This window comes from Haladaptatus ordinarius (assembly GCF_054177595.1).
On the sequence record NZ_JBPEHH010000299.1, the window covers coordinates 1 to 670 of the forward strand.

A 670-nucleotide genomic window follows, 5' to 3' on the forward strand; every position below is an offset into this window, starting at 1 on the left:
TACGAGCCGGATTACCGGGCGATTAAGCAAATCAAGAGCAAAGAGGGCGTTGACGCCGCTGTCAACCACGACGTCCCCGTCGGGATCGACGGCGACGTCGATCACACTGCCGAGTATCTGTACGTTCCATCGACCAGTGACGACGAGGAAGGGAACTACGCCGTGTTCGTCACCAACCGCGATCACGTCGCTCCCGACGAGATCGCGCATGTGACCAACAGCTACAGCCGTCGCTGGGACATCGAGAATCAGTACAAGTCGGTGAAAGCGTACCTTCCCAAAACCTCATCGAAAGATTACCGCGTCCGGTTGTTCAACTTCACGTTCGCAGCGTTACTGTATAATCTGTGGCGGCTCACCGACTTTCTGGTGAAAGTCGGTATGGATCGCGAGATCAGATCGCCACCAGTCGTGACCGCCAGGACGTTCGTCCGGGCGGTCGGCCACTCCCTCCGAGAAGTCGGGTGAGAAGGTGATGTTGCACTTGTCGCTCGCCTGCGGCAAGCCGCAGGACTCGCGTCCTGCACGTGAGTCCGGCAGCTGTCCTCCAATCGAGCTGTCTTTTCCCACCACCGACCGATCGGTCGAGAGAACGGCCCCGACTACTCCTCAAATCACGTTTGATTCCGTCGATATTCATTTGTAGAACCTCTATATCCCGAAAACGTGG

At 57.2% G+C, this 670-nt stretch carries 1 pseudogene; it reads left to right on the top strand.

Going from position 1 to position 670, the window contains the following annotated elements:
- Positions 1 to 468, top strand: a pseudogene (locus ACR3FF_RS27290) (ISNCY family transposase); the annotation flags it as partial.
- Positions 469 to 670: the final 202 nt, after the last annotated feature.